This is a genomic window from Rhizobium sp. 01L410 (assembly GCF_056400165.1).
Map to the genome: position 1 here is coordinate 604,351 of NZ_JBFTST010000001.1, position 25,954 is coordinate 630,304.

The following is a 25,954-nucleotide window of genomic DNA, read 5'->3' on the forward strand; positions in this document are numbered from 1 at the left end:
TATCCCTGGCCGGCTTATTGAACCGGCTTGAGGCGCAGGAGATGCATCAGACGCATCCGGTTGTTGTCATGATCTTCCGGGTTCATGACCGGATCCTTGTCCGTCACCCAGCCGGTAAAGCGCTTGCTGGAGAACTGATACCATGTTGGCCCGTTGAACACGGGCACGACCGGGAAGTCATCGGCGACCAGGAGCTGGATGTCGTTGAAAATCTTCTTGTGGTCATCATCGGTCGTGGCCTTCAGATACTGACTGAAGAGCGCGTCCAGTTTCGGATTCGAATAGCGGGAAGGCGCACCGGTGATGCGCCCGGCATAGGCTGTCGAGAGGCTTTGATAATAGCCGCGGAACGGCGTCGCCCCGTCGGCACGCGAGTTCATGACCACCTCGAAACTTCCGTCAAGGATCTGCTTGCGCCACTGCTCGTATTCGGGCGTGGCGACGGACGCATTGATGCCGATGGCGCGAAGCCCCTCGACGGCAATCTGGACCGCGTCGATCCAATCGGTCCAGCCGTTTGGAACGATGACCGGAAACGCGATCGGCTTGCCTGTTGGCGTCGTCCGGAAGCCATCGGCGCCCTTCTTGAAGCCCGCGTCATCGAGAACCTTATTGGCCTTCTCCGTGTCGAAGCCCATGAAGGCGTCCTTGTCGCCTTCCGCGGTCTTGTTGCGCCAGCTTTCGAAGCGCGGCGGCAGGCCGCTGGCATGAAGGTTTACCACCGGGTAGCCGAACCCGGCGATATCCACCATCGACGGCCGATCCATGGCGAGGCTAAATGCGTGACGGAAATTGATGTCCTTGTAGGCCTCGAGATTGCCCTCGTTGGCGCTCTTGAAGTTCATCTGGAAGGCGACCGTCTCGGCCGGCGGCTGCCAATAGCCGTTATGATCCGGATCGAGTGCTACGAAGGTTTTCTTGATTTCCGGAATGAACGATCCAATCCAGTCCATATTGCCTTCCGGCAGGATCGCCAGCATCTGATCGTTGCCGGAGATCTGCGGTAGCCGGATGCAATCCACATGAAGGGACGCCGCATCCCAGTAATTCGGATTGCGGCATTGCTCGTAAACCTGCGGCGTGAACCGGCGCAGCTCGGTGAGAGGCCCGGATCCGATTGGCTTTTCATTCTTGAATGCGACCGGGTCGGAAACATCCTTCCAGACATGCTCAGGAACGACGGCCAGATCTGCCAGCGACTCAGGGAAATCGGAGTTGACGTCCTTCAGATTGATGCGGACTTCGGTCGGTGATGGCGCCTCAACGGATGCGACAGTCTCGCCGACACCGACCGTATCGAGAGCCGCGTTCTTCAGCATCAGATCGATCGTATACTTGACATCAGACGAGGTCAGCGGCTGACCGTCCGACCATTTCAGCCCAGGACGCAGTTCATAGGTGATAGACTTGAGGTCATCTGAGAATTTGAAGCTCGTCGCCAGCCGCCATACCGGCTTGCCACCGTCCTCGGCGTTGAAAATGACAAGTGGCTCATAGATGAAATCCATCGTGCTCTGCCGGCGCCCGGCGAGGTCGAACGGATTGAAATTCTGCACCCAGCTCGTCTGCTCTTCAATGTGCATTGTCAGGACCGCCTCGGCGCTGAATGCACTCGAGGCGCCGAACAAGGCGATATAGGCAGCCGTCGTCGCCCAGCCCGCCTTCGCGATAAAATTGCGATACCCAATTCCAGTGATGTTCATGAAGGTTCCCTCTTTTTTATTTGCACTCAATCAAATTGATTTAATAATGGATATCGATCTTGGCGATGCCGGTCAATCGGTGAAAATCAGAAATTTGGGTTTGAAAATGCACCTGCCGGAAAGCCTTCATTTCTTTCACGAAACGGCATAAAGGCGGAGGTGTTGGGCTCCCCCAACGCCGGTATCGTCTACAGACGGAATGTGGATCGCGAAGGCAATCTCCGCGTCATTGCCGATCGTCCATCTGAACCGAACAGTTCAAGGTCGCCACGTTTCTTCATGGGCGACATGGCAGGCGTTTCGTCATAAAAGCGTAATGTGCCTTTGCGATGCCTCAGGTCACCAAATGTGAATCATTCTCCAGGTTTCCATGACAATTCCCGACGTTGCCGACCGACTCCATCCCGCGGCATCGAGCCGTCTCAGGCTTCTGGCGGAAGCCGTTCTCAAGGCCGGCACGCTCGCCCGTTCCTCCCTGAAACGCCGCCGTGTCAACGAGATGCTGGCGAAGGCTCCCAGAGACTATCAGACGGAGATCGACGTCGCGGTTGAGCGGATCATTGTCGACGAGATGGTCAGGGCATTTCCGGATTACGCCATCCAGGGCGAAGAAGCCGTCGGCAATCGCGATGCCGGCCCGGATACGCCAGTGATCTACATCGATCCGATCGATGGCACGACGAACTATGCGTGGGGAATACCGCATTTCGGCATGACGATTTCAATCGTCGAGCATGGCAGGATCACCCTGGGCGTCGTCTATGACGCAATGCTTGACGAGCTGTTCAGCGCCGAGGCCGGGCGCGGTGCCTATCTCAACGGCGAGAAGATCAGCTGCATAGACAATGGCGACATCGAGAATGTCCTGATCGGCGCCGGCCTTCCGGTTCCTGGTCAGGTGAAAGCAGTCAGGAAAGAAACCTATCTCTCGGCATTGCAGCGGCTGATGGATGAGACGGCCGGCGTGCGGCGGCTCGGCTCGGCGGCACTCTCGATCGCCTATGTGGCCTGCGGCCGCCTCGATGGCTTTTTCGAGGATGGCCTATCGCTGCACGACTATGGCGCCTCGGCATTGCTGGTCGAAGAGGCAGGCGGCAATGTCTCCGCCTTCTCCGGCGGCCCGGTAACGGCGAATGGCGATATCCTTGCGGCCAACACCGCCGTCCATTCGTGGCTGATTGAAGGCTTTCGCGAAGGCTAGTGGCCGGAGGCGATCAGCGTCTCAAGGCCAACCGGGTCATCGGTGGTGATCTGGTCGGCCTTCAGCGCCAACAGGCGGCGAACATCGGGCAAGACATCGGGGATGGCGCGATTGATCGTATAGGCGTCGATCGTCCGGCCCGCCTGATGAAAGGCGCCGATCATGTCGAAACCCGCCGCATCGGCAAACAGCACCAGCTTGTGATGCAGATAGATCATCGTGGCCTTCGGCGAGGCTTCAAGCGCGCCAGCGACGAAGCCCGCAAAATCGCGGTTTTCCATCAGCCGCTCGATTGCGCCGTCATGGCATGGGTCGTAGCCGACAGGCATATCGGGGACCGCGCGCGACAGGCGCTCCACGGCCACGGCGTCGCCGCCTGAGAGAATGACGGATTTCGCCACCGGCGCGATCGCCTTTGCGAAGACGGCGACATCGGCTTCACTGATGCGGACGGAATATTCCTTCAGATCCAGCTGCAGGACCGCATCCGGATGGCAATCGATCTCCTGCAACAGACGGCCGAGATCATCGATCAGCATGACCGGATTACCGGTCGGCTGGCCCTCGTGGTCGCGGAGATAGAGGCTGCGGAGATAGTCGGCCGAGGCATCGGCGACAGCGCCCTCGCCCGTCGTTGCCGGATGCAGCACGTCGTCGTGCAGGACAGCAAAGCCATCACCCGCGAAACAGACGAGATCGATCTCGACGCTTGCACCGAGCGCCATGCCCTCGGCAATCCGCTGGCGCGTGAAGGAAATGTCGCCGGCATATCGGTGGCCGCGATGCCATTTCAGCCAGGTGAGATGGTCATCAGCCTTGATTGCTACGCCCGTTGTATCAGACATGACCGAATACCTGCCTCTGTCCCTGATGGCCGGCTTGCGGCGATTGATAGACGAGGCCGTTATCGCGGAATGCGAAGTAGGCTGCAACCTTGGGCTCGACCAGACTGCCCTTCGCCCAGTTGGCATCCGGCGCGGTCATCGATTTCAGCCGGCTACCGTCGATGAGATCGATATCGACAAGCTTATGCGTCCCGAAATCGATGGTGCGGTGAACCGACGCTGCTTTCTTCTCTGAGAGAGAAAGCGAAAGCGCCTCGGGCCGGAAGGCGATCTCCACCTCGCCATCGCCGACCGGTACGGCGAGCGGAAAGGCCGGGTGCTCGCTGACGCCGTTCTTGACAGTCGTGCGGACGAAATTCATCGAGCCGATGAAACCGGCGACGAAGGCCGTCTGCGGCTCGCGATAGATGACGTCTGGCGGTGCGATCTGCTCGGTGCCGCCGTCTCGCATGACGACGATGCGGTCGGCAAGCGCTAGCGCCTCGTCCTGACCGTGGGTGACGAACAGCGTGGTGATGCCGAGACGCTGCTGGATGTCCTTGACCTCTTCACGCAGACGCTCGCGCAGATGCTGGTCGAGGCTGGCGAAGGGTTCGTCGAGCAGCAGGATCTTCGGCTCCAGCACCAGCGAACGGGCCAGCGCGACACGCTGCTGCTGGCCGCCGGAAAGCTGCGTGGTCTGGCGCTTGCCGTAGTTGGACAGGCCGACAAGCTGAAGGGCGCCTTCGACGCGGTCGCGGATCTCCGCCTTCTGCAGATGCCGCAGCTTCAGGCCGAAAGCGATGTTGTTGAAGACATCCATATGCGTCCACAAGGCGTGGCTCTGAAACACCATGCCGGTCGGCCGCTTCTCCGGCGGCAGGCCGGTCACGTCCTTGGCGTCGATCAGGATCGAACCGCCCGTCGGGCGCTCGAAGCCGCCGATCATGCGAAGCAGCGTCGACTTGCCGGAGCCGGAGGGGCCGAGAAGGCAGACCAGCTCGCCATCTTCGACATCGAGCGAGAAATCGCGTACGGCGAAGGACGTGCCGAAGCTCTTCGAAACGCCGTTGATCGTCAAACGAGCCATTGAAAGCCTCTCTTCGGGCGGAACCCGATCATATTATGCACCGAAGCCCCGGGCGAATGCACCCGTGCCGATGACGCGGCGGGCAAACATCAAGGCAATGAAGGACGGCACCCACAGCATCACCGAAAGCACAGCGCCGTACTGAACGACGATCTGGTTGTTGATGAAGGTGATCATCAGCACCGGCATGGTGCGGATTTCAGGCGCACCGATCAGCCAGGCGCCTTCGGTTTCGTAGAAGGTGCCGACGAAGGTCAAAAGCAGGGCGGCGGCGATCGTCGGCCCGGCCTGCGGCAGGGTGATCGACCAGAAGACGCGCAGTGGTGCCGCACCTGCGTCCCGCGCCGCCTCTTCCATGCGGCGATCGACATTCTGAAAGGCCGCGACCGGAATCCAGATCATCAGCATCAGTGTGCCGACGAGCTGGATCAGCACGACACCCCAGAAGGTGCTGATTAGCCCCAACTGCAGGAAGATGCCGGCGATCGCCACCAGCAGGCCAAATTTCGGAAAGGCATGCGATGCGAGGAAGGACAGGAAGAGGATGTTGCGGCCCGGAAATTTCATCCGCGCAAAGGCATAGGCCGCCGGAAGGCAGATGATCGCCGAAAGGATGGTGACGGTTGCTGTCAGCCGCAGGCTCAGCGTCAGCGCATCCCAGACATCCGCACGCGACAGCGTCTGATGCCAGAAGCGCAGGCCGAACTGCTGCGGAATGACGGAGGGATAGCGCCAGACCTCGGTAAAGGCCCAGGTGCCGACAACGACCAGCGGCAATGCGATGAACAGCGTCAGAAGGACTGCGAAGCAGATCCCGGTCCAATCGATCCTGGCGCGTGAAGCGGTGTTTTCAACCGGCGTCATCGGCGGCCCTCCCGGTTTCTGGCGATCGAGCGCACGTAGAAAATGCCGAAGACCAGGCAGAAGGCGAAGGAGATAACCGCCTGCGTCAACGCGTTCAGCGGATCGTTCATGTCGGAGAAGGTGCGCTGCATGAACGGCCCCATCATCTCGGGCGAAGCGGGACCGAGAACATAGGGCAGCGTGAAGGACGAGAAGATGCCGAGAACGGCGAAAGATGCGGTCACCAGCAGGGAGTTGCCCATGCGCGGCATGATGATCGAGATGAAGACGCGCAAGGGCTTGGCGCCGACATCACGCGCGGCCTCGATCGAGCTTTTCGAGATGCTGCTGAGCCCGGCCGTCAACATCAGCACGGTCAGCGGCAGGTTGTCCCAGACGAGGCCGATCACCGGCCCCCAGGGTGTCAGATAGGGCGATGGCAGCTTCGGCAGACCGACGGCGTTGAGCAGGATATCGACGGTACCATTCGGGCCGATGGTGCGGATCAGCGCGTAGGAGAGAATGATCGACGGCACGAACATCGGGAAGATCGCAAGACCCTGCACATAGCCGGCAAGGCGGCCCTGGGAGAAGCGAAGATAAAGCGCAATCGGCAATCCGATGACGACAAGCAGCACGCCGCAGACGAAGGTCGTCCAGAGCGTTACCCAGAGATTGGCAAGGCTGTAGCTGTCGGTGAAGAAGAACTGGTAGGAAGCCAGCGAAAACTGCGAACTTCCATCCGCCTGGCGCACGAAGATCGTGCCCATGACGGCCGAGATGATCGGATAGACGATGAGCCAGCCGAGCAGAAGAATCGGTAGGGCGACCAGAAGCAGCCCCGCCGAGGCACTCTTGGCCGGCGCGCGCTCACGCGCTGGCGAATTTACCGGTATCCGTCTGCGCATCAGGTACGGCTGATGTTCGGCGCTACGTTACGGTACCAGCCGTCATTGATGTTGGTTTCCCAATCACCGCTGGGGAAAGTCGGGATGGTCGTAGGGATGACGTCGGCGTATTTTTTGCGGAGGTCATCGGAGATGTGGTCCCAGGATACGCCCGGGAAGCCGCCGATCTCGGTGATGATGGATTCCTGGATTTCCTTGCTGAGCAGGAACGAGGCGAGCTTGAGAGCGGCATCCTTGTGGGCGCCGTTCGAGAAGACCGTCATGCGCGAGAAACCACCGCAGAGCGCGAGATCGCTTAGCTGGACGAGGCCGGTCGTCTCGGGCAGCACGCCCTGCGAGATTGCCTGCAGAATCTGATCCGACCAGACAGGCGTCATGGTGACGACGCCCTGTGCGAGCAGCTGGATCGACTGCGTGTTGCCGGCGGTGTAGGCGCCCTTTTCGTAGAGCGAGGGAGCGAGATCAGTGAGAAGCTTCCAGGCCGGAGTCAGCGTCTGGTTGGCGTAGTCGGCGGTGAAGTTGTCGACGGTGAACTTGCTGGGGTCGCGGCCATTGGCTTCATGAATGGCGCGGCGGACGAAGTTACCGCCAGAACCGCCCTTGTCGGGACGGTTGTAGATGAACTGGCCGGGGTTGGCCTTGATCCAGGCCGTCAGCTGTTCCCAGGTCTTCGGCGCGTTCTTCGGGTCGAGCTTGGTGGTGTCATAGGCCAGCAGAACCTGCGAGCCGCGATAGGGAAGCGAGTATTCGCTATCGACGCTCAGCGGGTTGACGTGGTCGAAGCCTTCGATGTTCTCGGCCGAGAACTTCACCCAGAGACCGGCGTCGATGCCGCCTGCCGGAAGGCGTGGGTCGAAATGTTCGAAAATGTCTGCCTGCGGATCGGTCTTGGTCTTCAGCGCGGCGAGACCGCGATCGGCGATAGCGCGCAGACCGGTGTTGTCGCCGGCGTCGGTGACCTTGATGGCCAGCTCCGGATGGGCCTTCGAAAACGCCGGAACGACGATGTTGCTCCAGAAATCGAGAATGTTGGCGTCAGAGCCACTGTAGAGATCAATCGTCTCTCCAGCTGCAAACGCAAAGCGCGGCATCGCCAGAAGGCCCACCACCGCCGACGAAGTGACTAGAAATTCGCGTCTGTTCATGACCTTCTCCTCTTCCTGGGCCTCATTCCAAGAGGCCTTCGAAAGCCTAGCTATCCGTGGTGGATGACACCCCAATGACAAAAACCCAATTTTTGCACGCCTGTGCATCAATTGGCTTGAGGGATTTGGATTGCGGCTCAGTCACCGATAATATCGCGACATCACCATCATGACCGGCAAACCAGGCGTCGCCGCGCTATCCCAATTCACCCGCAAGATTTCATTCGTCCGGTTACATTGTTGTACGACAAATTATATGCCAGTATGTGATGGCGAGGTAACGCAGGAAGGCGCGAAGCCCCGCATCACATCAGACGATCGAGCGAAGAAGTGTCAGGAAAATAAATGCCAAAACTGGAGAAGAGAAGCGTCAACGCGAATGGGCCTGAGGTTACCGTCATGGGCCTGGGCGGAACCGGCCTAGGCAACATGTACCGCGCGACTGACCCGAAAGTGGCGCATGACACCGTTCACGCTGCTTTCGAGAAGGGCTTGCGCTATTTCGATACGGCGCCGGTCTATGGCTTTGGCCTGGCGGAGACCCGGCTTGGCGAAGCGATCCGCACGCTGCTGCGGAGCGAAATCGTCATCTCGTCCAAAGTCGGCTACGATCTGGTGCCGATCCCCGACAGCGAGGTCAAACCTGTTCTCTGGGACGAGGCGCCGCCTTTTCGCGCCGATTTCGACTATTCACGCGATGCCGTCTTCCGGTCGATCGAGGGCTCACTGAAGCGCCTCGGCACTGATTATATCGACATGCTGGCGATCCACGATCCGGACGAGGCGATCCACTTCGCCAAGGGTGAGGATCCGCGCGCCCGCAGCCGCTTCAGGGAAGCGATGGACGGCGCCTATCCGGCACTCGACGAGCTCAGATCGCAGGGTGTCATCAAGGCGATCGGCGTCGGCATCAACCAGTGGCAGATGCTGTCCGATTTCGTCGAGGCGGGTCAGTTCGACTACTTCCTGCTGGCCGGCCGCTACACGCTTCTGGAACAGGAGCCGCTTGCCACACTGTTTCCCGCCTGCGAGCGCAAGGGCACGAAGCTCGTCATCGGCGGCCCCTACAATTCGGGAATTCTGGCAACCGGCGCCGTCAACGGCGCGACCTTCAATACGCGCAATGCGCCGCAGGAGGTGCTGGATCGCGTTGCCCGGCTGAGCTCCGTCTGCGAAAGCCACAAAGTGCCGCTGGCCGCTGCCGCTCTCCAGTTTCCGCTGGCCCACAAGCTTGTCGTCAGCGTCATACCCGGCGCCCGTTCGGTCGCAGAACTCGAACAGAATCTCGACTATCTCGCGTGGCCGATCCCGGCGGGCCTATGGTCGGATTTGCGCGATCAGGGGCTGATCGATCCGGCAGCGCCGCTACCCGGCGACACGCAGTGACATGATGCCTCCGCGGCCGGCGATTGCACCCATCGGCGAATTGGAGACGATCCTGACGGCGGCTGCTGGCTTTCCCGAATTAGAGATATCCGGCCGCCGGATCAGGCTGTTCTTCGTGCGCGAGGCGCAGGCGGCGATCACCGACTGGCCGGCGCTCAAGGCGAAAGCGCGGCGCGTTGCCACCGCGCTTGCGCGGGTGGATGCGACGCCCGTTCTGGTCACCACGCTTGCCGCATCTCCGCTTGCCGCGGTATTACAGGATGCGGGATGGGCCATCCTGCGTGAAGGCAGCAACGAGATTGTACCGGGCGGCCCTCCAGCGGACATGGCAGACCGGAAAATTCAGGGTTTCGGAAGCCGGAAGCTCACCCTTCTCTGCGCCCTTTGGCATCTGCGAAACGAAAGCTTCGAAGCGTCGCAACTCGGCGCTGCCGCCGGCGTTTCGGCGACCGCGGCGCGCAGCGCCATTTCCGATGCCGTGCAGCTGGGCTGGCTCGTTCCGCAGGCCCGTGGCCGCAGCCACCGCTACGCCGTCGATAATTCGCAGGCGATCATCGATACGGTGAAAACAACGGCGGCGGCGGCAAGCCCGCGCTGGCAGCACTACGCCGTTCCCGCCGATGCCCTCACATCTCTGCCGCAGCGGCTCGATGGATTCTGCCGGACGCATGATATCGGCTATGCGATTACCGGGCGCTACGCTGCGAGCTACTATCTCGGCAGGCGCGGCGATGTGCCGGAGTTGCAGATCAGGCTTTCGCCCTCGGTCGACATCGCCGACCTGCTCGCCCATCTCAGGGCCGCGCCGGTCAAAGCGCCCGGCAATCTCGCGATCGTGATTTCGGCGGATGCCGCCAGCTGGCTCCACGCCAGGCGCGCCCACGGGCTCGATCTTGCCAATCCACTGATCGTCCTCTGTGATCTCTTGAGCCTTGGAAGCCCTGCTGCCGAAGCGATCGAGGCCTGGCTCAGAGGCAGCGAATGCGCTTCAGACGGGGGCTAGTGCCACCCATTGGTACTATATACACAAGCGCGTAGCGGCGAATGGTCCATCCCCAGAAGTAGCGATTGAATTTTTCACTCTGCTCATACACTATCTATTCGCGCCCCCCTATTGATCGGTCCTCCGCAAGGACGCCAATCGACCCTCGCGGTAAACGGAAAAAAGAAATGAACGCCAAGGCCCCGAATGCAATCGACGTCTATGTCGGCTCCCGAGTAAGAATGCGCCGGCTCCTTCTCGGCCTTAGCCAGGAAAGGTTGGCCGATCAGATCGGCGTGACGTTCCAGCAGGTCCAGAAGTATGAAAAAGGCATGAACCGCATCGGCGCCAGCCGCCTGCAGAAGATCGCCGAAGTGCTGTCTGCACAGCCGAGCTATTTCTTCCAGCAGGACGACAACCAGCCGCTGACGCTCGAGGGCCTGGAGATGCCGCAGAAGGCTGATCCGGTTTCAGAATTCCTCCGCTCCAAAGAGGGCCTCGCTCTCAACCGCGCCTTTCTGAAGATCAACGATCCGCAGATCCGCGAAAAGATCGTTTCACTCGTCAAGGCGATGGCACAGGCCGAAGGCCACCGCGAGGTTGCCGCCGACACGGTCGCTTCGGATTCCAGCGTCCCGCTGAACGGCTGACCGCTGATCCAGCAAAACGATGACATCGAGGCGCGGCCATCCGGACCGCGCCTTTTGATTTCCGCAGCCTATGACCCGCATGGTTGCATCCGGATTCCCGGTTGAATTCCGAAGCGCATTCCGACGCCTAGACGTGTGTCACGCTTGTGTCACGCGCGTCCTGCGGGAAGTTCAACTAGCCTCGTCATGTGGCCGTTTGCAGCGGCAACGATCTCATGGGGTGTATCAATGGAAGATGCGGTCATCGACATCAGGAACGCGAAGAGCGAAGAGCAGCTGAAGGAGCTGGCCTCCCTTGCGAGACTGATTGCCTTCGCGCGTGAGAATGCCAGGGAGCTCAATGCAGAATTCCCGGCCCATTGCCTGGATATGGCGCTGAATGCCCTGCTTCAGGATCTGCAGGGCAGCGCAGCGCCCGCGATCGCCGAGGAAGGGCAGCGGCTCGAAGCGGCTTTCGCGGTTCGCCACTGACTGAGCCATTTTCTTGCTCCGGAAAAGCCGGGGCAAGATGATAGCTCGCATGCTTGCTTCAACTGCTTAAACGTTACAGCAAACTGCGCGCAGCCTGCCGGTAGCCATGTTCGCGGTGATAATCGCGATAGTCCGATCTGCCTTCAGCCGATGATGCTGGAGAACTCCACCGGCTGAGGCCACACATGCTTTCATGAGCCGTCAGGCTTTGCCGCCGCGCACCGCGTCGGCGATCGTGACCTTCTTCGGAATGAGCTTGAGCTCGTAGAAGGTGTCGGCGATCGCCTGCTGCTGAGCGACGACAGAAGCATCCAGGCTCTTCACGCCATAGGACTGACGTTCCAGCGCGCGGACGAGGACCGGTTCCGGAATACCCACGGACGGCGACAGTTCGGCAGCTGCTGCCGCAACGCCGGATTTGGTCCAGTCGTCGATTTCGGAAATCGCTTCGATGACCACATCGATCGCCGCGCTGTGGCCATCGACCAGAGTTTTGGTCCCGAGATAGAACTGATGGTTCGGGACGATACCCTCGCCGTTTCTGAGCTCTCGCGCTTCGATCGCGATCTCTGCCGCCGCCTGGAAGGGATCCCAGATAACCCAGGCATCGACGGCGCCCTTTTCGAAAGCGGCGCGGCCATCGGCCGGAGCGAGGAAGGACGGCTCGACGTCGGCATAGGTCAGGCCCGCTTCTTCGAGCGCCTTAACGAGCAGATAGTGAACATTCGAGCCCTTGTTGAAGGCGACCTTCTTGCCCTTCAGATCGGCAACCGACTTGATCGGGCTATCCTTGGGAACGAGGATCGCTTCGCCGCGCGGGGCCGGCGGCTCGTGTGCGATATAGACGAGCGGCGCATTGGCCGCCTGTGCGAAGATCGGCGGCGTCTCGCCGGTCGAGCCGAAATCGACGGCTCCGGCGTTCAGCGCCTCGAGAAGCTGCGGGCCACCTGGGAATTCAGTCCATTCGACCGAATAGCCGATCGTCTCGAACTTCTTCTCCAGGATACCCTTGCCCTTGAGCAGCACCAGGGTGCCGTATTTCTGGTAGCCGATGCGAACGACCTTGTCGGCTGCAATAGCGGTCCGAACCCCGACCAGGGGAGCGGCGATTGCGCCGGCCATGGCCACGGTAAATGCGCGTCTCGAGATTTTCATAGTGAGCCCCTCCGTTGAATTGGTTGGGCCAAAATTAAATTATGTCTACAGCTTTACTAGACTAATCGTGCTGTTTTCGGAGCAGTCCAAGGATTCCATTTTTGATTTTTGCGTCATTCGCAAAATGGGTGCTCGAAAGAGCGTTCAACCGCCTGGTATCCAAGTGATACGGGCGCATTTTCATCGCCAGACGGCGACCCGCGCAGCGTCTATTGCGCACGAAGATAGTGGCGCGGCGGGCCAACGGTTCCCCGTTCGATCAGCCGGACCGACATGCCGACGCGGCGCACCCGCGCCTCGGCATTCAGCGCTCTCTCCTTCAGCATATCCCAGCCGACGCGGCCGAGCTCTTCGCGCTCGATGCGAAGCGTCGTCAGTGCCGGGGTGCTGTGCTGCGCGATCGAGATATCGTCCATGCCCATCACCGAATAATCACGCGGGAGGATGTTGCCGCGGGCGCGCAAGGCATCGATGACGCCGAGCGCCATGATGTCGTTGCTGCAGACGAATGCCGTCGCCTTGGCGAACCGGCCCTTCTGCATCGCGTCTATCAGGGCATTCGAGAGATCAGGCTCGAGGATCCCCGCAGCCGTCAGGTCAAACAGGTGCCTGTCGGGGTCAATGGCAATTCCGGCCTCCTGCATGGCATCGCGAAAGCCATCGAAGCGTTCCTTGAGCGACGTCCGGAACAGCCGGCTTACATGCACGATTTCAGTATGGCCTTCCGACAGCAGCCTTGTGGTCGCCAGCCAGCCGGCGGATCTGTTGTCGGGCAGCACGCAGGAAAGCCGCATCGTCCGGTCGATGCCGTTGACGATCACCGCCGGCGCATGACTTCTGGCCACCTGCTCGATCAGGACAGGATGGTCGAGACCGACGAGAAGCAGACAGGCGCCGTCTGCACCGAGCAGATTTTCGACGTTGACGCTGCCGGTTTCGATATCCGGCGTGAGCAGATGGACCTTGGCATCGACGCCGCCCTCCCTTGCGGCATCGAGCGCACCCTGAATGACGCCCTCATAGAATTTCGAATTCAGATAAAGTGCCGCTGTGGTCACAACCGCCAGACCGGATGGAAAGGCTTCCGTTAACTCCGTCGTCTTGTGGCGATAATCGAGACGCGCAGCCGCCTCCAGGATCCGCTCCCGGCTCTCGATCCCGACCCCTGACCGGTTGTTCAGCGCCTTCGACACCGAGGCAATTGAAACGCCTGCGGCTTCGGCAATATCAGAGATACGTGATCTGCGTGTCATCCAGGGATTCTCCTCGGACCTTGATTAGCACGGCCGGTTGAACCTCGCCACTGTTCGAGAAATTTTCTCCATCAACGAAATTTTTCTTTCCCGATCTATTTTTTCGTTTATCGTTGCACAGTCGCCGCATCAAGCGGGCGGCATTGACCTGGGAGGGGAAGATGCTGAGACGTCGAGAATTCATCGCAAGTGCAATTGCCGCCGCCATGATCGACATTCCCGCGGCACTCGCCGCGGACGAATCGCTGAGAGTGTTCTGGTGGGGCAACCCGGACCGGGCAAAACGGACTGGCGAGGTCATCAAGCAGTTCGAAGCCGCCGCGCCTGGCGCAAAATTTACCGGGCAGGTCGCCACATCCGACTATTGGGTGAAACTGAGCACCATGGTCGCGGGCCGCAATGTGCCCGATGTCTTCGCACTCGAGCCAGTCACCTTTGCCGACTATTCCCGCCGCGGCGCGACGCTGGATCTCACGCCGTTTCGCGACAGCATCATCAAATCGACGGATTTCGCCTCCGGCGCACTGGATCTCGGCACGGTCGATGGAAAATTGACCGGCATTCCGACATCGCTCAACGCCGCGGCCCTGATCGTCGACAAGGCAGCGCTGGAGAAAGCCGGAGTTCCGGTGCCGGCGGCGTCCACGACCTGGGAGCAGTTCAAGACGATCTGCACCGACTTCAAGAAGGCCGCTGGTTCCGCAAGCCTCTTTGCCGTCGGCAACGGCGCGAGATACAGCTTCGTCTTCGAAGTCTGGCTGCGCCAGCGCGGCAAGACACTGTTCACGCAGGACGGACAGCTGGGCTTCCAGGAAGCCGACGCGATCGAGTGGTTCGATTACTGGGATCAGCTGGCGAAGGCTGGCGGTTGCGTGACCGCCGATATTCAGGCCCTCGACAAGGGCAATATCGAAACCAACCCGATCGCCAGCGGCAATGCCGTGATGGCATTTGCCTATTCCAATCAGCTTGCCGGTTACGGTGCATTGGCAAAATCGGAAATGTCGATCGGCTCGCTGCCGGTGCAGGAGGCGTCCGGTCCCTCGGGGTTGTTTTACCGGCCCTCGACGCTATGGTCGATATCGCCCTGGTCGAAGTCGCCGGAGACGGCTGCGAAGTTCATCAACTTCTTCGTCAACGACACCAATGCCGGGCATGCTCTTGGAACCGAACGCGGCGTTCCCGTGAATGCGAAGATCCAGGGCGACGTCGCTGCCACCGGCGACAAGGTTTCGAAGCAGACGATCGATTACATCGTCTCGTTGAAGGATAGGGTCGGCCCCTATCCGCCTGCAATCCCGATCGGCGCTGCCGAGTTCTCGCAGCAGGTTTTGACTGCGACTGCCGACAGCGTCGCCTTCGAGCAGATAACGCCATCCGACGCTGGCAAGCAACTCATGTCGGAAGGCAAGCGCATATTCGGCGGATGAGCAGCACCGGGGAAGCATGATGGATCAGCGCAATAGTCCGCAGCAGCCGTTGGACGAGCACAAGGAAGCGCGCAGACTGCAGTTCCTGCCGTGGGAGCGTGCCGCTGCCGACCTCGACCATCTTGACCATATCGAACGAAAGACTGCGCTGCAGGAGTCCTGCGGCGCGGAATTCGCCGATACGTCCTACATCGCCGAGCACGCGGCGGTCTTCACTGAAAGCCTGAAGATGGGCGAGCGGTCATGGATCGCGGGGCATGCGCTGGTCCGCGGTGCAGTCGTGCTTGGCGATGACTGCACCATCAACCCCTTCGCCTGCGTCTCCGGAAAGGTGACCTGCGGCAATGGCGTGCGGATCGCATCGCATGCGTCGATCGTCGGCTTTAATCACGGTTTCGACGATCCCGGCGTGCCGATCCACCGGCAGAAGGTGACCACGACTGGCATCACCATCGGAGACGACGTCTGGATCGGCGCCAATGCCGTCGTGCTTGACGGCGCCGTCATCGGCAGCGGGGCGGTCATTGCGGCGGGTGCTGTCGTTTCCGGCGAAATTCCGCCGATGGCGATCGCCGGCGGCGTACCGGCGCGAGTCATCCGCATGAGAGGCCAGCCGCCCCGGTCATGCCGGCCCGGTAGCATCGAGGGCAATCTTCAGGCGCTTGGACAGAAGGCGCGGGATCAGTGGCCGGAGATCCTTCAGCGCTGGAAAACTGCCGATGCCTATCTGTCACTTGAAGCTGATGGCGTCGCCCGCCCGGCTGCCCGCCACCTCTGCGATGCGATCGAGATTGCTGCAGGCTTCGGCGAACTGCCGCCCGGACTGAATGTGGCGGAGACCATCGAGCGGCTCCGGAGCCTTCAGGACCGTGAGACCGGTCTTTTCCCGGAAGCTGGAACACACTTCACCGGCACCGCACTGCGGCGGGATCCGAAAGCGCTCTATAATGTGCTCTCCGCAGGCTACGCACTCGAAGTCCTGGGCTCCCATCCGCAGCAGGCAATCCAGGCCGTGCAGATCGATCTCGCCGAACTAGATCGCTGGCTCCTGGGATTGCCCTGGACAACCGCAGCCTGGAGCGCGGGCAGCGTCATCGATGCGATCGGCACCGCCATGTATTTCAACGCGAGATATTTCAACGTGGACCAGCCACGCCAGGCGCTGTTCGAATGGCTGACGCGGCATGTCAACGTGGCGACAGGTGTATGGGGCGAACCGACGGCGGCGGAAGGCTGGCTGCAGCCTGTCAACGGCTTCTACCGCCTGACGCGTGGAACCTATGCACAATTCGGCGTGCCCCTACCGAAGCCGCATGAAGCGTTTGAAACGGTGCTGCTGAACTACCGCAACCATCAGGGCTTCACCGGCTCCAAATACACCGCGTGCAATCTTCTCGATACGATCCACCCTCTCCTGCTCATCGCGCGCCAGAGTGACTACCGGCGTGGCGACGCCGAAGACATCGCCAGGAAGATCATCGCCAGAGCGGTGGACCGCTGGCAGGACGGCGAAGGTTTCGCCTTTGCCGATGGCAGCCCGGCCAGCCTGCAGGGAACCGAAATGTGGCTTTCGGTCGTTCATCTGGCAGCCCAGTATCTTGGCCTGGCGAACGCATTCTCCTTTTTGCCAAAGGGCGTGCATCGCACGGCCGCCGTCGGTCTCGGTTTATAGCGAGAACTCCGACCGCGCCCGCAGAACGGAAAAGGCCGCAACGAAATCCATCGCTGCGGCCCTTCCGTCACTCTCGCTGCCGCCGCAGCCGAGCGTTAGAACTCTTTCCAGTCGTTGCTGGCCGAATGCGTCGTCCCGCCCGATCCGCCGAAGGCAACGGCGAGCTTTGTCGAGAGCGTGCGTGCCGGCGAGGCGACCGCGTGAAGCCTGCTGCCGTTTGCCGTTCTATGGGTATTGCCCGAGACGTCGTAAGGCCGGTTTCCGTTAGCGCCGTCGTCCAGCTTGAACTGCGCAAGACGTTCCGCCAGCGCCGCGACTTCGGTCGCCAGTGTGTGGCAGGCGGCATTGGATTCTTCGACCATGGCGGCATTCTTTTGCGTTGCCTGGTCCATCTGGTTCACCGCGGTATTGATCTCCTGAAGGCCCGTCGACTGCTCCCTCGCGGACTTGACGATCGCGTCGACATTCTGGTCGATCTGCTGCACCTGACCGACGATGGCCGATAGCGCGTTGCCGGTCTCGGTGACCAAATCAACGCCAGTCTTGACCTGCGATCCCGAGGAGACGATCAGCGTCTTGATTTCTTTGGCGGCACCAGCCGAGCGCTGGGCAAGCTCGCGAACCTCCTGCGCGACGACCGCGAAGCCCTTGCCGGCCTCCCCTGCCCTCGCCGCTTCGACGCCGGCGTTGAGAGCCAGCAGATTGGTCTGGAAGGCGATGTCGTCGATGACGCCGATGATATTGGAGATCGACCGCGACGATTGCTCGATCGCATGCATGGCATCGACAGCGCGCCGGACGATCTCGCCCGAGCGCTCGGCATCGCCCTTGGTGCGAGCGACCATCGATCCGGCCTCCTCGGCACGGACGGTCGAATCCTTGACGGAAGTGGTGATCTGTTCGAGCGCTGCTGCGGTTTCCTCGACGGACGCTGCCTGCTGCTCCGTGCGCCGCGCCAGATCATCGGCGGCGGAGCGAACCTCGCCGGCGCCGCTCTGGATCACATTGGCATTCTGCGAGAAGGAGACCATCGCCGAGCGAAGCTTGACGATCGAGTCGTTGAAATTGACGCGGGTCTCATCGAGAGCAGCCGTGAAGGGCTGCTCGAGCACCGTCGTCATGTCGCCTTCCGCAAGCCTGGAAAGTCCGCGCGCCAGCTCGCCGACAGCGAATTTGACGTCGGCTTCCTGCGCCGTGCTCAGCCGTGCGCGCTCTGCCCGCTCCTTCTCCTGCTGCGCATGCGTGGCAGCGGCCTGATTTTCAAGATCGGACTTCTGTCGATTGCTCTCCAGCAGCCGGCTCAGCGAGCGGGAGAGATCGCCGATCTCATCCTTCGAACCGGCGTCCTTGATCTGCACGTCGAGCTTGCCGGCGGCGATCTCGGCCGTCTCGGAAATCACATTGGAGATCCGGCCGATAAAACGGCGTGCGATCAGCCAGCCGGCGAGGCCGAGCATCAAGGCGGCAACGCCGGTCGAGATCAGCGCATCGCGGATCATTGCATTCAGCTCGGCAAAAAGCGTTGCCTTCGGTACGGATATCACCGCATACCAGTCCGGCCCCTCGCCGAGCTTGACGGGAACGGCGACCGCCAGAGAAGCAGTGCCATCGCTCGCCATCAGCTGCTGCTCGGCACCGGGTTTGGCAATCAGGCCGTCCCATCCCGCCGTCTCATCGCCTGCCTGGCTGAGGCTCTTTCCGATCAATGCAATATTCGGATGGCTGACAATCTTACCGCCGCCGCTGACGAGCCCGATAAAGCCTGTCCCCATTGGCTGGATCTGTGACAGCGCCTTGCTGGTATCCTGAAGCGAAAGATCGAGCCCTGCGACGCCCGCCGGCTTTCCGTCGATGATGATCGGTTTGGTGACCGAGGTCATCAGCACTTCCTTGCCATCGATCGTGTAGGGATAGGGCTCGACGACGGTCGTCTTGCGCGTCGTGAATGGAACCTGATAATAATCGCCCGGACCCGGCGTCGCATAGTCGGTCAATGCGGTATGGGTGATCTGCGTGCCGCTGCGAACCCAGTACGGCACATAGCGGCCGGTCTGGTCATAACCTTCCTTGTTGGCGAAATCCTTGTCCTTGCCGTCGAAGGCATCCGGCTCCCAGCCGGTCCAGGTCGCCAGGATTGCCGGATTGGCCTGCAGCATGTTCAAGAGAATCTTGTCGGCCTTGGTGCGATCGGCATCGCCGGTCTGCTTCAAAGTCTGCAAAACGGCATCCAGGCTATCGACGATATGGACGGTACCGCCAATATCGCGCTCGACAGCAATCGCCTCGGACCGGGCGATCTGGCGCATCTGATCCATGCTTTCTGTGCGTATTTCCGTGTAGGATCTGAAGAAAAGGACGCCGGATGCGGCAATAACGGCAACGACGCCGCAAGCGCCAATCGAGAATAGATTACGACCTGTCGTTGTTTTGAAGAGCATATTAATAACTCGTTCCCGTCATGATTGTTTTACGTTGAACCCGCCGCCGATATTCTTGGCTTTAGACTTACAATTTTAGCTATTCATGATTAAGGAATGTTTGATTGACAGATATCTTGGAAAGCAATCAGACGGGCGTCACGAGGCGCCTTTGGCGTCAAAATTGCTTTTGCGATGCCGATCGCAAAACGATTGCTGGACCAAACGCCGTTCTTCTGCGAAAGAACTACACCCTGTAAAAAGGCGTAAACCGTTGATAAGCCGGCGCGCGAGCGATAGGCTCCGGCGGCGATTGAAAACGGCTAAGAGAAGTAAAAGGAACTCTGATGGCTACTGGTACTGTAAAATTCTTCAACGATGACAAGGGCTTTGGCTTCATTACCCCGGAAAGCGGTGGCGCTGACGTATTCGTGCACGTGTCTGCTCTGCAGCGCGGCGGCTCGCTTCGCGAAGGCGACAAGGTGAGCTTCGAAGTCGGACAGGACCGCAAGACCGGCAAGTCCAAGGCCGAAAACGTCGCAGTTCTCTAATATTTTGCAAGGCCCAGCCGCACGCCTGTGCCGGCTGGGCCTTCATTCGATGCTGATGATCAGGTCTCCGTCACGGGAACATCAGCGGATGTCGCGGTTTTTTCACAATGGCAACGTATGGAAGCCATGTGGAGTAAATCATGCGCAAAGCCTGGACTGTCAGCCGCGGACCGATTGCGGCAACCGAAGCGGATGTCGAGAAAGCCCGGGCGATCAACGCCATGCTGACCCGTTCGATCGGAATTCTGCCCGAAAATCCCGGTGACCCCATCCTGCCCTTCGCGGTCGGCCTCTTCAACGAGATCAAGGCGCTGCTGAAGCCGGAGCATGGCGTGAGCAGCCTGCGCCGGGCGACGGCGTTCCACATTTTCTCCAAGCGCTATTATTTCGCCAGCGCCCAGCCCGATTCGATGCGCCACGACATCGACGGCAGACCGGTCGAACCGCTCAGCGCTGCAGACCGCCTTGCGGCGCAGAAAAGCTTTCTCGACGTGAAGCGGCAACTGATGCGCACGAGCATCGAAAGACAGCAGGCCAACAAGGCACACATCGATGAAGCGCGCGCCGGACACTAGCGGGCCCTTTCAGCCCGGCACGTAGCCGTGGCGTGAATAGAATCTGTCGAGTTCGCGGTTTTCCGGCGACCGGCCAGTGAAGATTTCCACGTATTCCGGGATGCGCTTCATGCGTACCGCAAGATCTTCCTGCGACTGCATGGAGATATAACCGATCTGCACCAGATAAACGGTGCGGGCCCGGACATCGGCCCTGGCTTCGTCTTCACCGAAGCGGTGCAGCATTTTCGTCAGGGCGGAAATCCGAAGCTGATCGGCTTCCTGCACTTCCGCAAGCGTTTCCGCCGATTGCAGCGCCCAGCTTCGGATGGCGAACTCGAATTTGGCGTCGAACAGTGCAGGATCGATCCAGCAGTCGAAAACGTTCAGCATCGCCTCGGCCACCGTTTCCGCATAGGCTTCCGAACGCCTGACCAGATTTCCGGTATTCTTGTCCCGCCATCTGGCGACCAGCGCGCCGAGCAACTCCTCGCGATCCTTGAAGAACCAGTAGAAGCTGGTGCGCGACAGCGTGAGCTTCTTCGCGAGCGGCAGGATACGCACGCTATCGACGCCCGATTCCAGCAGCGAGGCATAGGCCGCCTCAAGCCACACATCCGGCGAGCCCCGCCAGCCGCTATCATTCTGTAATCGCTCCATGGCGCAGAGGTACCAAACTCCCATCGCGGCAACAACGGGTTTGTGCATCGCTGTCTGTCAGCAAAACAGCAATGCCTTCTAAATTGACATAGGTGTACATTTCTGGATAACCTTCGATCCCAGTCATGAACACTGGAGCACCGCGATGTCGAACGATCCCCTCCTGCAACCCTGCAAGCTCAAGCACCTGACGCTTCGCAACCGGATCATCGTCACCTCCCACGAGCCTGCCTATCCCGACGACGGCATGCCGAAGGAGCGGTACCGCGCCTACACAGTCGAGCGGGCCAAAGGTGGTGTGGCAATGACGATGACCGCGGGCTCGGCCGCAGTCTCACGCGACAGTCCTCCCGTCTTCAACAACCTGCTTGCCTACAAGGACGAGATCGTCCCGTGGATCCGCGACATGACCGATGCCGTCCACGAACAGGGTGCCGCGATCATGATCCAGCTGACCCATCTTGGACGGCGCACCCGCTGGGACAAGGGCGACTGGCTGCCGGTTCTTGCACCCTCGCACCAGCGCGAGGCCGCGCACCGGGCTTTTCCGAAGAAACTTGAAGACTGGGATATCGAGCGCATCATCAAGGATTTCGCGGATGCCGCGGAGCGGATGAAGGCGGGCGGCATGGATGGCGTCGAGCTGGAAGCCTATGGCCACCTGATCGATCAGTTCGCCTCACCGCTGACCAATGAACTCGACGGCCCCTATGGCGGTTCGCTGGAAAACCGCATGCGCTTCTGTTTCGACGTGTTCAGGGCGATGCGAGAAAGAGTGGGCGACGATTTCATCCTCGGCGTCCGCTATACCGCCGACGAGTGTCTTCCCGGCGGTACCGATCGCAATGACGGCATCGAGATTTCGAAACGGCTGCGCGACAGCGGGCTGATCGACTATCTCAACGTCATCCGCGGGCATATCGACACCGATCCGGGCCTGACCGACGTCATCCCCATTCAGGGCATGGCGAACTCGCCGCATCTGGATTTCGCCGGCGAAATCCGCGCCGCGACCAATTTTCCGACCTTCCATGCCGCGAAGATCCCCGACGTCGCAACCGCCCGCCACGCCATCGCCTCCGGCAAGGTCGATATGGTCGGCATGACTCGGGCGCACATGACCGATCCACACATCGTTCGAAAGATCATCGAGAAGCGGGAGGAGGATATCCGCCCCTGCGTCGGCGCCAATTACTGTCTCGACCGGATCTACCAGGGCGGCATGGCCTTCTGCATTCACAACGCCGCCACCGGCCGCGAAGAGACGATGCCGCATGTGGTGGAAAAGGCGGATGCCCGCCGGAAGATCGTCATTGTCGGTGCCGGCCCGGCCGGGCTCGAGGCGGCGCGCGTCGCCGCCGAGCGCGGCCACGAGGTCGTCGTCTTCGAGGCCGCCAACAATCCCGGCGGGCAGATCCGCCTGACGGCACAAAGCGAACGCCGCAAGGAAATGATCAGCGTCATCGACTGGCGCATGAGCCAGTGCGAGAAACGGGGTGTGACCTTCCATTTCAACAGCTGGGCCGAGGCTGACACTATCGCCGCCGAAAACCCTGATGTTGTGATCATCGCCACCGGTGGCCTACCGCATACCGATGTCCTGTCGAAGGGCAACGAGCTCGTTGTCTCCGCCTGGGATATCATCTCGGGCGACGTGAAGCCCGGCACCAATGTGCTGATCTATGACGATGCCGGCGACCATGCCGGTCTGCAGGCGGCGGAGATTATCGCCAGGACAGGCGCGAAGGTCGAGATCATGACGCCGGATCGGTCCTTTGCGCCCGAGGTCATGGCGATGAACCTCGTTCCCTATATGCGCACGCTGCAAAAGCTCGACGTCATCTTCACCGTCACCTTCCGTCTGGACCAGGCAGAGAGAACAGGCAATCAACTGCTGGCGCATGTTGGCAGCGATTACGGCGGCGTTTCCAAGCAGCGAATCGTCGACCAGATCGTCGTCAATCACGGCACAATCCCGTTTGATGACCTCTATTTCGAACTGAAGCCGCTCTCCAGCAATCTCGGAGAGCTATCGCACGATCAGCTGCTGGCCGGGGAGCCGCAGACCGTCACCCGCAATGCCGATGGCAAATTCCAGCTGTTCCGGATCGGAGATGCAGTGGCGGCGCGAAACACCCATGCCGCCATCTATGACGGCTTGCGGATCGCAAGCCGCCTTTGATCCCGGCGCGGGAATGCAGCCGCGTCGTCCCCGAGTCGCAGCAGGGACAGGCGGCACCCGGCCTGAGGCAAGGCCGGGCGTTTGTCGCAACCAGCGCTTTTGCGGCTCATATCGGTCGGATTGTTCACAGCAGATCGGTCCGTAAACCGTTGATCGGCGAGCCGAAATGGGCTCAAGATAGGCAGTGGCAAACGAATTGCGATTCGATTCGCGGCCTCCGAGACCCAAAACCGACAGTGGCTAATGCCGTGATATGGTTAATGTTCTCCCCTGAACGGAAGTAGAAACGCTGTTCGCTTCCGCTGCCTATACATAGGCTTATCCGGCGCGGAAAACCGCTCTTTTCAGCCGCCAATCTGTTCAAGGCTTCTCGAAGAAATCCGGTTAACTCCCTGTTAATCCTAATTGCCTTGCAAGAAAAGGAGAATCGGAGCTAAATGCGCTTTCAAGGCCCGCAGGGTGTTTAAATCGCATTTTCGAGATTTCCATGAATATGGCACCGACAATTGATAAGGCAATTTCTGACGTCGATCAGTTGATCATCGCTCAGGCACAGGAACTGTCCGAGAAGCTGAAGCAGCACCGGCTGGAAATGTTTCCGCCGCGGGCCATGAAAGATCTGCGCGAGTTCCAGCTGGCGGAGGCTGCGCACTTTCTCGGCGTCACCAGCGGCTATCTCAGGAACCTGTCGCTGGAGGGCAAAGGCCCCCTCCCCCAGGTCACCTCGTCCGGGCGCCGTTCCTACACCGCCGTTCAGATGAACGAGATGCGCCAGTTTCTCGACCAGAACGCCCGTGGCGGCACGCGCTACGTTCCGCATCGCAAAGGCAACGAGCATCTTCAAGTCGTCGCCGTCGTCAACTTCAAGGGCGGCAGCGGCAAGACCACGAGCGCAGCCCATCTTGCCCAGCACCTGGCCCTCACCGGCCACCGGGTCCTGGCTGTCGATCTCGACCCTCAGGCCTCACTGTCCGCCATCCATGGCTTCCAGCCGGAATTCGACGTCGATGAAAACGAGACGCTTTACGCGGCGATCCGCTACGACGACGAGCGCCGGCCGCTGAAGGAAATCATCCGCAAGACCAATTTCCCCAACCTCGACCTCGTCCCCGGCAATCTCGAGCTCATGGAATTCGAGCACGACACGCCGCGCATTCTCGCTCAGGGCAAGACCAGCGATTACGGCCGGATCTTCTTTGCCCGTCTCGACGAGGCGCTGTCTTCGGTATCAGATGATTACGACGTCGTCGTCATCGACTGCCCTCCCCAGCTCGGCTTCCTGACGATGAGCGCGATCTGCAGCGCGACCGCGGTGCTGATCACCGTTCATCCGCAGATGCTCGACGTCATGTCGATGTGCCAGTTCCTGCAGATGCTCGGCGAGGTGCTGAACACCCTGAAGGGCGCCGGCGGCAACATGAACCTCGACTGGCTGCGCTATCTGGTGACCCGCTACGACCCGCAGGACGGGCCGCAGACGCAGATGGTCGCCTTCATGCGCTCGATGTTCCGCAATCACGTTCTGACAAATCCGATGCTGCGAAGCGTCGCTATATCGGATGCGGCCATGACCAACCAGACGCTTTACGAGGTCGAGCGCAGCGCCTTTACGCGCGCCACCTATGACCGCGCAATGGAAGCGATGGATTCAGTCAACGGCGAGATCGCCGATCTCATCCACAAAGCCTGGGGCCGCAAATGATAACTCACGGCTTCGCCACGGGAAACCGATCGACCGTCCGGAGGGAGACATATGGCACGTAAGAATATCCTCTCCGGCCTGATGGACGATTCCAAGAAGTTTACCGCGGTAAATATCGAAGGCGATTCCGGTGCCGAAAAGCAGCAGATTGCCTTCAAGGGAATCGGGGCGCTTGGCGCCGTCACCCGCAGCATCGACGCGCTGGCGGCGAGGGCGGATGCGGCGCGCGATATCGAAGAAAAGCTCGCTCATGGCGAAACGGTTATCGATCTCGATACCGCTCTCATCGAGGAGTCCTTCGTCAGCGATCGTCTGGTTCAAACCGACGAGCAGTTTCAGGAATTGCTGGAAGCGATCCGCTCGCGCGGTCAGGACTCCCCTATTCTGGTGCGTCCGCATCCGCAAAAGGATGGCAAGTATCAAATCGCCTTCGGTCATCGCCGTGCGCGCGTTGCTAAGGAGCTCGGCCGTCCGGTTCGCGCCGTGGTCAAGAAGCTCGACGACCGTGACCACGTCATCGCCCAGGGTCAGGAAAACTCGGCGCGTGCCGACCTCTCCTTCATCGAGCGCACGATGTTTGCCGACAAGCTCGATACGCTCGGTTTCGACCGCGAGACCATCATGTCGGCGCTGAGTGCCGATAAGACGACGGTCTCCAAGATGCTGTCGGTCACCCGCCGCATCCCGGCCGAGGTTCTCTCGGCAATCGGCGCTGCGCGCGCCACCGGCCGCGACCGCTGGCACGATCTTTCAGTCAAGTTCGAAGAAGAAAATTCCGCCGAGCGGGCAACTCTCTTCGTTGAGACGCCCGATTTCGTTGCTGCCGAACCGGACGTGCGTTTCGATATGCTTGTGCAGTTTCTGAACGGCAAACCGGTTTCCACCGCTCAAAACCAGGCGCAGCCGGCATCCATCAGCCAATGGCAGCGACGCGACGGTTCGGTCAAGGCGAAGATCAAGGATAACGGCAAACAGTTCACGATCGCGCTGAAGGCAGCCAAGGGATCGGCCTTCGGCGCCTATATCGCAGACAATCTGGATCGTCTCTACGAGGCGTTCGAGAAGGACATGATTTCATCGAAGAATGGAGATCAATAAGCAAAAGAAAAGGCCCCCAAAACGTTGCCGTAGTGGAAGCCCTCTCTGATCTAGACACCCAGAGAATCACATTTCCA

Annotated in this window: 22 protein-coding genes; 12 read left to right on the forward strand and 10 right to left on the reverse strand. The window is 60.4% G+C overall.

All coding sequences use genetic code 11. From position 1 onward, the window contains the following. Nucleotides 1-14: 14 nt before the first annotated feature. Nucleotides 15-1,703, reverse strand: a complete 1,689-nt coding sequence (locus AC1DV9_RS02700) for an ABC transporter substrate-binding protein (RefSeq protein ID WP_477946032.1) — start codon at nt 1,701-1,703, stop codon at nt 15-17. A gap of 370 nt (nt 1,704-2,073) precedes the next feature. Between AC1DV9_RS02700 and AC1DV9_RS02705 the strand changes: the two genes are divergently transcribed. Further along, nucleotides 2,074-2,904 (forward strand): inositol monophosphatase family protein, encoded by an 831-nt coding sequence (locus tag AC1DV9_RS02705; RefSeq protein WP_477946034.1) that lies wholly within the window; start codon nt 2,074-2,076, stop codon nt 2,902-2,904. Here AC1DV9_RS02705 and AC1DV9_RS02710 read toward each other — a convergent pair. The 5 genes from AC1DV9_RS02710 to AC1DV9_RS02730 are packed head-to-tail and all read right to left on the reverse strand — an operon-like array spanning nt 2,901 to nt 7,714. Beyond that, on the reverse strand, nt 2,901-3,749 hold the full coding sequence (locus AC1DV9_RS02710; RefSeq protein WP_477946036.1) for a glycerophosphodiester phosphodiesterase: 849 nt from the start codon (nt 3,747-3,749) through the stop codon (nt 2,901-2,903). The two genes, AC1DV9_RS02705 and AC1DV9_RS02710, sit on opposite strands and share 4 nt — an antisense overlap. After that, nucleotides 3,742-4,818, reverse strand: a complete 1,077-nt coding sequence (locus AC1DV9_RS02715; RefSeq protein WP_477946038.1) for an ABC transporter ATP-binding protein — start codon at nt 4,816-4,818, stop codon at nt 3,742-3,744. The genes AC1DV9_RS02710 and AC1DV9_RS02715 overlap by 8 nt, the downstream gene beginning before the upstream one ends. A gap of 33 nt (nt 4,819-4,851) precedes the next feature. Further along, nucleotides 4,852-5,682, reverse strand: a complete 831-nt coding sequence (locus AC1DV9_RS02720) for an ABC transporter permease subunit (RefSeq protein WP_112514436.1) — start codon at nt 5,680-5,682, stop codon at nt 4,852-4,854. Further along, nucleotides 5,679-6,569, reverse strand: a complete 891-nt coding sequence (locus tag AC1DV9_RS02725; RefSeq protein ID WP_477946040.1) for an ABC transporter permease — start codon at nt 6,567-6,569, stop codon at nt 5,679-5,681. Before AC1DV9_RS02725 ends, AC1DV9_RS02720 begins: the two co-directional genes overlap by 4 nt. Continuing rightward, nucleotides 6,569-7,714: an extracellular solute-binding protein gene (locus AC1DV9_RS02730; RefSeq protein WP_477946041.1), complete on the reverse strand. Its 1,146-nt coding sequence runs from the start codon at nt 7,712-7,714 to the stop codon at nt 6,569-6,571. The genes AC1DV9_RS02725 and AC1DV9_RS02730 overlap by 1 nt, the downstream gene beginning before the upstream one ends. Nucleotides 7,715-8,059: 345 nt before the next feature. Here AC1DV9_RS02730 and AC1DV9_RS02735 point away from each other — a divergent pair, with 345 nt between their 5' ends. The 4 genes from AC1DV9_RS02735 to AC1DV9_RS02750 all read left to right on the forward strand — a co-directional run bounded on the left by AC1DV9_RS02735 (nt 8,060) and on the right by AC1DV9_RS02750 (nt 11,203). Next, complete coding sequence (locus tag AC1DV9_RS02735; protein WP_112388778.1) at nt 8,060-9,100, forward strand: aldo/keto reductase; 1,041 nt, start codon at nt 8,060-8,062, stop codon at nt 9,098-9,100. A 1-nt stretch (nt 9,101) separates the two neighbouring features. Further along, on the forward strand, nt 9,102-10,103 hold the full coding sequence (locus AC1DV9_RS02740) for a hypothetical protein (RefSeq protein ID WP_477946043.1): 1,002 nt from the start codon (nt 9,102-9,104) through the stop codon (nt 10,101-10,103). A gap of 167 nt (nt 10,104-10,270) precedes the next feature. Further along, the gene (locus AC1DV9_RS02745) at nt 10,271-10,732 is read left to right on the forward strand and encodes a helix-turn-helix domain-containing protein (RefSeq protein WP_112388780.1); all 462 of its coding nucleotides are present in this window, start codon (nt 10,271-10,273) and stop codon (nt 10,730-10,732) included. Nucleotides 10,733-10,960: 228 nt separating this feature from the next. Next, nucleotides 10,961-11,203: a hypothetical protein gene (locus AC1DV9_RS02750; protein ID WP_112514430.1), complete on the forward strand. Its 243-nt coding sequence runs from the start codon at nt 10,961-10,963 to the stop codon at nt 11,201-11,203. A gap of 201 nt (nt 11,204-11,404) precedes the next feature. Here the strand turns inward: AC1DV9_RS02750 and AC1DV9_RS02755 are convergent, their stop codons facing one another. Both AC1DV9_RS02755 and AC1DV9_RS02760 read right to left on the reverse strand, forming a co-directional pair. Beyond that, nucleotides 11,405-12,358 (reverse strand): sulfonate ABC transporter substrate-binding protein, encoded by a 954-nt coding sequence (locus tag AC1DV9_RS02755; protein WP_112514429.1) that lies wholly within the window; start codon nt 12,356-12,358, stop codon nt 11,405-11,407. Between the two features lie 209 nt (nt 12,359-12,567). Beyond that, nucleotides 12,568-13,611 (reverse strand): LacI family DNA-binding transcriptional regulator, encoded by a 1,044-nt coding sequence (locus tag AC1DV9_RS02760; RefSeq protein WP_477946044.1) that lies wholly within the window; start codon nt 13,609-13,611, stop codon nt 12,568-12,570. A gap of 161 nt (nt 13,612-13,772) precedes the next feature. Between AC1DV9_RS02760 and AC1DV9_RS02765 the strand changes: the two genes are divergently transcribed. Then, nucleotides 13,773-15,041, forward strand: coding sequence for an ABC transporter substrate-binding protein (locus AC1DV9_RS02765; RefSeq protein ID WP_477946045.1), 1,269 nt, complete (start codon nt 13,773-13,775; stop codon nt 15,039-15,041). A gap of 19 nt (nt 15,042-15,060) precedes the next feature. After that, nucleotides 15,061-16,713, forward strand: coding sequence for an acyltransferase (locus AC1DV9_RS02770; protein WP_477946365.1), 1,653 nt, complete (start codon nt 15,061-15,063; stop codon nt 16,711-16,713). A 95-nt stretch (nt 16,714-16,808) separates the two neighbouring features. Here AC1DV9_RS02770 and AC1DV9_RS02775 read toward each other — a convergent pair whose 3' ends face one another. After that, entirely contained in the window at nt 16,809-19,151 is a 2,343-nt protein-coding gene (locus tag AC1DV9_RS02775) for a methyl-accepting chemotaxis protein (protein WP_477946046.1), read from the reverse strand. 326 nt (nt 19,152-19,477) lie between these two features. Between AC1DV9_RS02775 and AC1DV9_RS02780 the strand changes: the two genes are divergently transcribed. Beyond that, nucleotides 19,478-19,681 (forward strand): cold-shock protein, encoded by a 204-nt coding sequence (locus tag AC1DV9_RS02780; RefSeq protein WP_112388787.1) that lies wholly within the window; start codon nt 19,478-19,480, stop codon nt 19,679-19,681. 140 nt (nt 19,682-19,821) lie between these two features. Then, entirely contained in the window at nt 19,822-20,256 is a 435-nt protein-coding gene (locus AC1DV9_RS02785) for a ProQ/FINO family protein (protein WP_112388788.1), read from the forward strand. 9 nt (nt 20,257-20,265) lie between these two features. Here AC1DV9_RS02785 and AC1DV9_RS02790 read toward each other — a convergent pair whose 3' ends face one another. Next, nucleotides 20,266-20,895, reverse strand: a complete 630-nt coding sequence (locus AC1DV9_RS02790; protein ID WP_112388789.1) for a TetR/AcrR family transcriptional regulator — start codon at nt 20,893-20,895, stop codon at nt 20,266-20,268. 145 nt (nt 20,896-21,040) lie between these two features. Here AC1DV9_RS02790 and AC1DV9_RS02795 point away from each other — a divergent pair, with 145 nt between their 5' ends. The 3 genes from AC1DV9_RS02795 to repB all read left to right on the forward strand — a co-directional run bounded on the left by AC1DV9_RS02795 (nt 21,041) and on the right by repB (nt 25,877). Next, nucleotides 21,041-23,077 carry an oxidoreductase gene (locus AC1DV9_RS02795; protein ID WP_477946047.1) on the forward strand — a complete coding sequence of 679 codons (2,037 nt, stop codon included), beginning with the start codon at nt 21,041-21,043 and terminating at the stop codon, nt 23,075-23,077. A 487-nt stretch (nt 23,078-23,564) separates the two neighbouring features. Next, nucleotides 23,565-24,779 (forward strand): plasmid partitioning protein RepA, encoded by a 1,215-nt coding sequence (repA, locus tag AC1DV9_RS02800; RefSeq protein ID WP_477946048.1) that lies wholly within the window; start codon nt 23,565-23,567, stop codon nt 24,777-24,779. Nucleotides 24,780-24,830: 51 nt separating this feature from the next. Next, on the forward strand, nt 24,831-25,877 hold the full coding sequence (repB, locus tag AC1DV9_RS02805; RefSeq protein ID WP_112388792.1) for a plasmid partitioning protein RepB: 1,047 nt from the start codon (nt 24,831-24,833) through the stop codon (nt 25,875-25,877). Nucleotides 25,878-25,954: the final 77 nt, after the last annotated feature.

Coding starts and splice junctions, on each gene's coding strand:
- AC1DV9_RS02780 (WP_112388787.1), top strand. CDS start 19,478: ATGGCTACTGGTACTGTAAAATTCTTCAACGATGACAAGGGCTTTGGC.
- AC1DV9_RS02700 (WP_477946032.1), bottom strand. CDS start 1,703: ATGAACATCACTGGAATTGGGTATCGCAATTTTATCGCGAAGGCGGGC.
- AC1DV9_RS02725 (WP_477946040.1), bottom strand. CDS start 6,569: ATGCGCAGACGGATACCGGTAAATTCGCCAGCGCGTGAGCGCGCGCCG.
- AC1DV9_RS02795 (WP_477946047.1), top strand. CDS start 21,041: ATGTCGAACGATCCCCTCCTGCAACCCTGCAAGCTCAAGCACCTGACG.
- AC1DV9_RS02710 (WP_477946036.1), bottom strand. CDS start 3,749: ATGTCTGATACAACGGGCGTAGCAATCAAGGCTGATGACCATCTCACC.
- AC1DV9_RS02785 (WP_112388788.1), top strand. CDS start 19,822: ATGCGCAAAGCCTGGACTGTCAGCCGCGGACCGATTGCGGCAACCGAA.
- AC1DV9_RS02750 (WP_112514430.1), top strand. CDS start 10,961: ATGGAAGATGCGGTCATCGACATCAGGAACGCGAAGAGCGAAGAGCAG.
- AC1DV9_RS02715 (WP_477946038.1), bottom strand. CDS start 4,818: ATGGCTCGTTTGACGATCAACGGCGTTTCGAAGAGCTTCGGCACGTCC.
- AC1DV9_RS02770 (WP_477946365.1), top strand. CDS start 15,061: ATGGATCAGCGCAATAGTCCGCAGCAGCCGTTGGACGAGCACAAGGAA.
- AC1DV9_RS02775 (WP_477946046.1), bottom strand. CDS start 19,151: ATGCTCTTCAAAACAACGACAGGTCGTAATCTATTCTCGATTGGCGCT.
- AC1DV9_RS02730 (WP_477946041.1), bottom strand. CDS start 7,714: ATGAACAGACGCGAATTTCTAGTCACTTCGTCGGCGGTGGTGGGCCTT.
- AC1DV9_RS02760 (WP_477946044.1), bottom strand. CDS start 13,611: ATGACACGCAGATCACGTATCTCTGATATTGCCGAAGCCGCAGGCGTT.
- AC1DV9_RS02755 (WP_112514429.1), bottom strand. CDS start 12,358: ATGAAAATCTCGAGACGCGCATTTACCGTGGCCATGGCCGGCGCAATC.
- AC1DV9_RS02745 (WP_112388780.1), top strand. CDS start 10,271: ATGAACGCCAAGGCCCCGAATGCAATCGACGTCTATGTCGGCTCCCGA.
- AC1DV9_RS02735 (WP_112388778.1), top strand. CDS start 8,060: ATGCCAAAACTGGAGAAGAGAAGCGTCAACGCGAATGGGCCTGAGGTT.
- AC1DV9_RS02720 (WP_112514436.1), bottom strand. CDS start 5,682: ATGACGCCGGTTGAAAACACCGCTTCACGCGCCAGGATCGATTGGACC.
- AC1DV9_RS02705 (WP_477946034.1), top strand. CDS start 2,074: ATGACAATTCCCGACGTTGCCGACCGACTCCATCCCGCGGCATCGAGC.
- AC1DV9_RS02765 (WP_477946045.1), top strand. CDS start 13,773: ATGCTGAGACGTCGAGAATTCATCGCAAGTGCAATTGCCGCCGCCATG.
- repA (WP_477946048.1), top strand. CDS start 23,565: ATGAATATGGCACCGACAATTGATAAGGCAATTTCTGACGTCGATCAG.
- repB (WP_112388792.1), top strand. CDS start 24,831: ATGGCACGTAAGAATATCCTCTCCGGCCTGATGGACGATTCCAAGAAG.
- AC1DV9_RS02790 (WP_112388789.1), bottom strand. CDS start 20,895: ATGGAGCGATTACAGAATGATAGCGGCTGGCGGGGCTCGCCGGATGTG.
- AC1DV9_RS02740 (WP_477946043.1), top strand. CDS start 9,102: ATGATGCCTCCGCGGCCGGCGATTGCACCCATCGGCGAATTGGAGACG.